At 62.1% G+C, this 7540-nt stretch carries 7 protein-coding genes; 2 read left to right on the forward strand and 5 right to left on the reverse strand.

What is annotated here, in order from left to right:
• Window positions 1-19: 19 nt before the first annotated feature.
• The gene (locus IBX18_RS34705) at window positions 20-2125 is read right to left on the reverse strand and encodes a UvrD-helicase domain-containing protein (RefSeq protein ID WP_228542281.1); all 2106 of its coding nucleotides are present in this window, start codon (window positions 2123-2125) and stop codon (window positions 20-22) included.
• Between the two features lie 155 nt (window positions 2126-2280).
• On the reverse strand, window positions 2281-2697 hold the full coding sequence (locus tag IBX18_RS34710; protein ID WP_228542206.1) for a hypothetical protein: 417 nt from the start codon (window positions 2695-2697) through the stop codon (window positions 2281-2283).
• Window positions 2698-2854: 157 nt separating this feature from the next.
• On the opposite strand from IBX18_RS34710, the gene IBX18_RS34715 reads away from it, so the two are divergent.
• Complete coding sequence (locus IBX18_RS34715) at window positions 2855-3238, forward strand: pyridoxamine 5'-phosphate oxidase family protein (RefSeq protein ID WP_194837669.1); 384 nt, start codon at window positions 2855-2857, stop codon at window positions 3236-3238.
• 422 nt (window positions 3239-3660) lie between these two features.
• Here the strand turns inward: IBX18_RS34715 and IBX18_RS43265 are convergent, their stop codons facing one another.
• Together IBX18_RS43265 and IBX18_RS34725 are read right to left on the reverse strand one after the other, a co-directional pair.
• Entirely contained in the window at window positions 3661-4989 is a 1329-nt protein-coding gene (locus IBX18_RS43265; RefSeq protein WP_194837670.1) for a tyrosine-type recombinase/integrase, read from the reverse strand.
• The gene (locus tag IBX18_RS34725; RefSeq protein WP_306796542.1) at window positions 4986-5204 is read right to left on the reverse strand and encodes a helix-turn-helix domain-containing protein; all 219 of its coding nucleotides are present in this window, start codon (window positions 5202-5204) and stop codon (window positions 4986-4988) included. Before IBX18_RS34725 ends, IBX18_RS43265 begins: the two co-directional genes overlap by 4 nt.
• 1008 nt (window positions 5205-6212) lie before the next feature.
• Between IBX18_RS34725 and IBX18_RS34730 the strand changes: the two genes are divergently transcribed.
• The gene (locus IBX18_RS34730; protein ID WP_194837671.1) at window positions 6213-6542 is read left to right on the forward strand and encodes a thioredoxin family protein; all 330 of its coding nucleotides are present in this window, start codon (window positions 6213-6215) and stop codon (window positions 6540-6542) included.
• A 382-nt stretch (window positions 6543-6924) separates the two neighbouring features.
• Here IBX18_RS34730 and IBX18_RS34735 read toward each other — a convergent pair whose 3' ends face one another.
• Complete coding sequence (locus IBX18_RS34735; RefSeq protein WP_194837672.1) at window positions 6925-7350, reverse strand: hypothetical protein; 426 nt, start codon at window positions 7348-7350, stop codon at window positions 6925-6927.
• Window positions 7351-7540: the final 190 nt, after the last annotated feature.

A 7540-nucleotide genomic window follows, 5' to 3' on the forward strand; every position in this document is an offset into this window, starting at 1 on the left:
GCGGACTGTGGGTGAGCAACTACGCCATCGACGGTGAACTGGCATGTCCCATGGGACTCTTGGCGAATTCCAAAAACCACGATGCCGTCCCCTCATGGGTGAGGTAAAGCTCGTGCATAGCCCGAGTACAGGCGATGTAGAGCATGCACCTGTCCATCTCGGTGGCGTAGCTCGTGTCGTCCGAGTGCGGAACGATCACGACGTCGAACTCCAGCCCTTTGGCGATGTGCGCTGAGGTGATGACGATGCCGCCGGCGAACGCGGTGCTGTCGTAGTCCAGGAAAGTCAGCTCGACCCCCACCTGAGCCAGAGCACTGAACAGCGTTTTCGCCTGTGCGACGGTCTTACAGACGATGCCGAGCGAGCGGTATTCGCTGTCTCGGTGCCGTGCGATCAGGGTCAGGATCCGCGCCTGCTGGTCCCACGGATCCGCGCAGGCGATGAGCCGAGGCGGCAGTCCATGGCGCGCAATGGGGATGAGCTTGTCATTGCGGGAAATGCGCTGAGCGAACTCGGTGATCTCGGTCGTGGAGCGGTAGCTCTTGCACAACTCCAGACAGTCGGCCTCGGGGAAGATGCGGTGGATCGCCGACACCGACGAGGAGCTGAACGGATTGACCGACTGGTTGGAATCCCCCAGAATCGTCATCTTGCACGAAAAGAGTTCCCGCAGAACGGCGTATTGGACGGGCGTGTAGTCCTGCATCTCATCGACCAGGAGATGACGAATGTGGCTGTAGCTCTCCGGCCGACCCGTTTTGATCATGATGTAGACGAGCGGGAACACGTCGGCGTACTCGATCTTCTTGCGGCTGAGCGGCTTGAACAAACCGCGACGGGCAGGATCGGCATAGAACGCCTTGTACAGAGTGAATGCGTCCTTGTAAGGGAACATGGCACGGACCTGCTTGCGCACGCCGACGGTGTCGGCAGCCCCCCACTTCCCGCCACGATCTACGACACCGTGTTTGAGCCGGTTGACCGCGAGGCCGACCACCCGGTCGATACGGGTGAAGATCGGAAGATTCGGCGACTCGGCGAACGCGTCGGCCACCCAGTCGGCGGAGAGTCGTTTGTGCTTCTGCTCGATCTCGGCAGGCACCCATTCCCGCGCGCACGAGGCGATCCACGCATCGAGTTCGGTGACGAACTCAGGGGCGGACTTGTAGCGCATGCGCTCGGTGGCCGCGTCATCGACGTTGTCGAGCAGCTTGATGACCTGCTCGGCGAAGGTCTCGTATTCAGTGACCTTCGCCAGGAACTTGCCGGCGATCTTGTCGAAGTCGATCTCGGCGACCTGCTCCTCACCCAGCTCGGGCAGCACGCTGGCGATGTAGTCACCGAAAACCTTGTTCGGGGAAAGGATCATGACATTGTCGGAGGACAGCGTGTCCTTGAACCGGTAGAGCAGGAACGCGACTCGGTGCAGGGCGATCGACGTCTTTCCCGAGCCCGCCACCCCCTGCAGGATCAGCACCTGCGCGGTCTCGTTGCGAATCACCGCATTCTGTTCACGTTGGATCGTGGCGACGATGTTCGTCATCTTCTTGTCCGCGGACCGGCTCAACTCCCGCTGCAACACGTCGTCACCGATGTTCAGCGCGCTGTCGAACATGTACTCCAGACGCCCATCGGCGATCTTGTACTGGCGCTTGGCCGTGATCTCGCCGTAAGTGGTGCCCTGGGGAGCCTCGAAGAACGCCTCCCCCGACTCGAAGTCGTAGAACAGGCTCGACACCGGAGCTCGCCAGTCGTGCACCAGGATCCGCAGCGTGGCGGGGTCCATGAACGTGTGCACACCGATGTAGTAGGCACGGGCCCCCGCCTCACCTCTGGTGCGGAAGTCGACCCGCCCGAAGTAAGGAGTCTGCAGCAGCCGTTTGACGCGCTCCCGGGTCAATACCGCCCGCTCGCCCAGCGCCACCGCCAGATTCACATCGGTACGGGCGCCTGCCTTTTCGGCATGGTCCATGTCGCGCCACTGCTCCCAGATCTGCTCCTTCTGTTCCTGGATAGTCCTGGCGGACCGGTCGATGGAGCCGGTCAGATCCGCCAGTTCCTTGGTCAGCAGGCGCACCGTCTCGGCCAGATACCGGCGCTCGTGTTCTTCATCCGAGGTCAGCATGTTTGTCAAAGACTTCTCCGGTTCAGGGTTTCCGCACAGAAGCTACTGTCACGTCAGAGTGGATTCGCAGGTCCGATATGAGGACAGTCGGCGATCGGCACGCCTCGGCTCCCGATACTCGGCGACGCCATCGTCCGAACGAAACACTTTCTGGTTCAAGGTTTTCCGGTGTAAAGCCGGGCATCCGCCAACGCGGACCGGACACCCGACAACGTCGCGGGCCACTGCGCGCGGATCGTTTGCCACGACGCCCGCAAGGACACCCCCTCGGCAAGCACCACTACCGCGTCACCAGCCAATCGAGTCGCGACGACCGTGCCCGAAAGATCGATCTCACCCGGCGCCGGGGCGCCACCCGGCAGAAAGTCGATGCGCAGCACCGAGCCGGGCTCGACGAGGTCGTCCGCGACACCAGCACCGCCAACATCGTAGTGATGCAAGGCATTACGGTCATCCGCCGCAGCGGGCAGCGCGGCATCGGGATACGCGGCGTTGTACGCAGCGAGCGAGTCAAAATTCTGCAGCGTGCGCTCCCGGGTGGCCCGATCGGCGGATTGGGGCATGACAGTCATTCAGTCCGTTCGGATAGCGGTGGGCAGTGTGTGGGGCGGCGGCACTCGGCCATACCGACCAGGCAAACCTGCCGCCAAGTCTACCCTTACGTGATAGTAGATTTCTCAGCACCCCCTGACACCCGTCCCGGAAACCTCGATCTAACGGAGCTGCTGGATGGTCAAGGAAAACGTACGCAAGCTGCACGAAGTACTGCGAACTCTCCACACAGTGATGCTGACAACCATCGACGATCGGTATCAATTGGTCAGCCGCCCCATGGCCCTACGAGCCGACGACTTCGACGGCGTCCTGCACTTGTTCGCACCCATGCGCTCACGAGCCATCGCCAACATCACCACCCGCGCCGCGGTCAACATCTCCCACACCTCACCTACCACGTCGATCTCGATAGCCGGCCACGCACACCTCATCGACGACGTCTACGAGATCGCCCTGCGATGGCACCGCGGACTCGACCCCTGGTTCCAGAAAGGGCGCGTCGGCGCAGTGTTGATCGAAGTCACTGTCCTCGAAGGTCGCTGCTGGACGCTGTCGTAGCCGCGATCGGCGCACGCGCCCAGAGGCGAAACAGATCCGTCCGTTTGTGGACCGATTGTGGACCGCCCGTTCTGCGCACCACCCCCGCCACCAGCGGGTATGTGCTCGTTATACACGCAGGCATATCGAGCGTTCCGTGCACGAAAAGTCCCTATCGGGTACCAAGTCTGGACTGGGATCAAGTGGTCGCCTTCTCAGATATTGCCTGGTTACGGCCCTTGACCAGGCACCGAACCGAGGCCTAATCTATTGCGCATGAACACCTACAGTCAGGCTGTAGGTAGAGAAAAAGGGTCGAAGTCCCTGATGGCGCACAACAAAAAGCCTCTGACCAGGTAATACGGTCAGGGGCCTTCTTCGTTCCACCCGCCACAACGTGTCATTTCCAAAAAAACACCAAGAATTCAGCACCGAACCGTTCGTCAGCTGGTGGCCGCGCCGAAACCCAGCTCCAGCACCAACGATGAGTCGGGTGCCTGTTCGGGCGACGCGATGTAGCGCCGCTCGGTGATGTCTTCACGGGAGTGCCCCAGCTGCTTCGCCGCCGTCTTCGAATCCGACGCCTCGGCGATCAGCGTCGCGACTGCCTTCCGGAACGTGTACTGAGTCACATCCTTGTACAGCGTGCCCCGCGCGTCCCGCCATGTTCGGTTGAAGTTGTGCGGATCGCGAAGCACTCCGCCGCGCCCCGGAAAGACAAGCGGCACCTTGGCTTCCACCTCCACCACGCCGCCGTTCACCTCGCGCAGTGTCTTCACCTCGCACATCCGCCCGTGTGTCGGGTCGTCCCGCAACCGCTTCAACATCTGGATCGTGAACTCGGGGAGCGCGACAATACGGTGCCCGGCATCGGATTTGGGCCACTCCTGCCGGAACAACCCCTTCCCCTTGAGCCTGACGACGGTCGCCGACACGGTGAACACCGCCGGTTCCGCCTCCAGGTCGAACTGATCCCAGGATGCCGCAAGTGCTTCTCCCGGGCGCACACCGGAGCCGAGGACCAGATCGGCTACGTCGAGCACGAGCCGATCCCGTTTCGGGCCGTGGGTGTACGCGGGTGTTCCCGAAAGCTCGTTCCCCGCCAGCCACTCCCGAAGCTGAGCACGCAAGCCGTCCAAGCGGTCCCGTTCGATGGTCGGGGGCTTGGTCTTGCGTCTGCGCATACGGGAGGTGTCACGTACCGGGTTCTCGGTCAGGACCCCGTATCGGACGGCGACTCCCATGACGCCGGTCAGAATGACCTTGTGCAGCCGTGCCTTCGACTTCAGTCCAGCAGCAGCGATCGACTGGATGTGTTCATCGAGTCGGCCTGTATCCGCTTCCCACACACAAAGATTTCCTAGAGCCGGGCGCAGCTTGACCGCATCCTTCTTAGCCCGCTTGTCTTGGCTCGCGTCGATCTCCCCCTTGTATCGGTCATAGGATTGCTGACCGATACCTTCGTCTCGTTTCACCTCGTCGAGCCACATATCCATCAGGAGCGCGAGTCGCGTATTCCGGCTGATCTTGCCGCGCGCGCGGCCCTTGTACTGCTTCTGGCGTGCCGTGAGCTTCTTGCGTAACTCCGTCTTCGCCTTGCTCTGCGTCAGCCCGTACGCCTCGACTAGACGGCCCTTGCCGTCGTAGTCACGGAAGGTGGCCCACGCTCTCCACTTCCCGTTCTTCTGCTCTTTGGTACCAATGTCACCGTAACTGCCGAGTTCGGTTACTGGCCTTGGCATTTCCGGTCCCTTTCGTCGCGGGCTGGTCACGCTGCTTCTGGCTGCTCCCCGGTGTGCACCATGTGCGCCTCGAGGTAGGCGTCCAGATCCGCGAGCCGATACATGCACGACTTGCCGGATGGCTTCGAGTAGCGGGGGCCGTGGCCCTTTGCGGCCCAGTTCGCGAGGGTGCGAGGGTGAACACCGAGGTATTCCCCCGCTTCCTCCCGAGTGCGCCACCGCTTGCCGGCCAGGTCATCTGCCACGCCGCCCTCGTTGTCGGGCCCGGCCGTCACAACCGCATTCCCGTCTGATCGGCAGGTTCGGATCCGGACGCGGCACGATCAACCCTCCCTACGACCGGAATCGTCAAGTCGCCCCTGAGCAGTCGGTCTTCGCGCGGCCCGGTGCGTACCCAGTACATGCCGTGGGACCCGTTGGGTACGCAGCCCGGGATCTGCACAGGCGACGCACCGACTAGCGGCCTATCCGTCGCACACGACACCCACGCCGCGTGGCGGGGGGATTATTGCCCACCGCCGGGACCCGTGGGTAGTTGGCTGCGTGTAAGAGCTGGTGCCGTGTCCGGGACATAAGGGCCGCCCTTCGGTAGACCGTGATTGCGTGCACCCGAGTACTGGCGCCCTTGACCCCGAAAATCGCATTACACCTCCGAAAAATCCGGACGGCGTGCACTCCTTTAGGTTCCAACCCAAGATCGTTTTCGCTGGGTCATGAAGTGCTCAGAATGTCGATGCCTCTGGGCGACATCGAGATATAGATCGGGGGTCGCAACGGCAACCGACGTGGACTGAGCCTTGAGACGGTCCACTGGCACCTCGCACGAGAAGATGCCCAACGAGCTGCGGTCTCGACACGTGCCTGGGCAGTTTTGAGCTCAAACACGCTTGTTGTCGCTGGGACGGCGCTTGCCTTCTTACTGAAAGGCTCTAAGCCGCTGAGCATTTGGGTATTCGGGCCAGCGTTCTGTGCGCTCGTCCTTGTCGGGGGCTCCGTCGTCTACGCGACGCAGGCCCTGGTGTCGTTTGCCACCGCTGTGGGACCACCACGTTGCCAGTCGTGGGACCACCGACAGCAGGTCATCCACTGAGAGAACAGGTGCCAGATCCGCTATGCGGACCGATCATGGCGTCAGCAGCCCAACAACCGGTAATGCCGATGTGCGGTCACTTGCCGAAATGCTCCCACGAGAACCGTTGTGCCCCATAGCCTTAGCTTGACCAACCACGACAGCATCTAGCAGGGAGTTTGCCATGGCCGTCTCTTCGATCAGGACCGAAGCGGAGTACTACGCCTTCCAGGCAAGCAAACAGATCGTGGTCGTCCACTTCCACGCGGAGTGGAGTGCTCCCAGCAACGCCATCCGCCCAAAATACGAAGGCATCTCCCGCGAGAATGGGGATGTGGCGTGCGGTGAAGTCGATGTGGACCGCCTGGGCGATCTGGCCGCGCAGGAGCAGGCCACAGCCGTACCCACCTTTTTCGTGTACGTAGCGGGCGAGAGGTTCGCGACGGTTGCTGGAGGAAATGAGTCCGAGCTGAAGCAGCGGATCGCCGAGGCGCGGACGAAGGTCACCGCGTAGCGTCCGCTCATGCCGCATATCGTCCGTTCGGGAACGCGACATCCGCCAATCAGCAGCGCGATAACCCGTTCCACTTCTGCGCCGCTGCCGGTGGTCCCACGACTGGCAACGTGGTGGTCCCTCGGCGGTGGCCAACGACACCCTGGTGATGCTGAGGAGTTCCAAACGGCGGTTCAGTCAACCGCGCACCGCCGCCTCGACCCTCTTGCGGGAGGAGCTGCTGATAACGACCCTCCCACCGACAACCATTCCGATCGATGACGAACTGCGGATACTTGAGAGCGCCCGCACATAGTGGTCTTGCCCAGTTTGCGTTACCCGCAAGCTCCTACTGGCGAGCGAGGTCCTGGCCAAAGGGTGTTCCCCGATCCCGGTGGTTCAGTTAGCGTTCGGTGCTCCATCCCTGATTCATGCGCTGGAAGTATGCGTCATCGGCGGCCCGGATCTCGACTTCGGTCATCGGGTGTCGAGGTGCGGTCTCGGGCTTGCCCAATAGTTCTTGAAGCTGGCCGCGGAGGCGCGGGTCGGCTGTTCGGATGATCTCTTCGGTGCTTGCCGCGGCATCGGCTCTTGCACGGCGGTCGCAGTCGAGCAGTGCGCTGGTTAATTGTGCGCTAGACCAACGCATCACCGCTGGCGCGATCTGCAAGTTGGTGATGTCGCCGTTGGGGCTGACTTCGATGATGATGCCACGGACTTCGCCGCGCCCGGTGACCGAGGCTGCGGATTTCCTGAGTTGCTCTGCGCTGCGGCGGATCTCGGCGAGTTCCTGCTTGAGTTGCTGTTCCCACTTCTGTAGGTCAGTCATGAGCGTCCTAGCTTCTTCAGGATTTGTTTGAGGACCTCCGGCATCGGTCGTTGCTCGTCGGTGGGGACTGCCCCGAGTTCGGTTGACTCGCGGGGTGTGGTGGTTCAGGCCGCGAGTGCGGGCTGATTGATTGTCTCAAATTCGACCGGTGTCATGCGTCCGAGTCGGCGTTGCCGCCGTCGGCGGTGGT

The sequence above is a fragment of the Nocardia sp. XZ_19_369 genome (assembly GCF_015355715.1).
In the GTDB taxonomy this organism is placed as follows: domain Bacteria; phylum Actinomycetota; class Actinomycetes; order Mycobacteriales; family Mycobacteriaceae; genus Nocardia.

Coding starts and splice junctions, on each gene's coding strand:
- IBX18_RS34705 (WP_228542281.1), bottom strand. CDS start 2,125: ATGCTGACCTCGGATGAAGAACACGAGCGCCGGTATCTGGCCGAGACG.
- IBX18_RS34710 (WP_228542206.1), bottom strand. CDS start 2,697: ATGACTGTCATGCCCCAATCCGCCGATCGGGCCACCCGGGAGCGCACG.
- IBX18_RS34715 (WP_194837669.1), top strand. CDS start 2,855: ATGGTCAAGGAAAACGTACGCAAGCTGCACGAAGTACTGCGAACTCTC.
- IBX18_RS34730 (WP_194837671.1), top strand. CDS start 6,213: ATGGCCGTCTCTTCGATCAGGACCGAAGCGGAGTACTACGCCTTCCAG.
- IBX18_RS34735 (WP_194837672.1), bottom strand. CDS start 7,350: ATGACTGACCTACAGAAGTGGGAACAGCAACTCAAGCAGGAACTCGCC.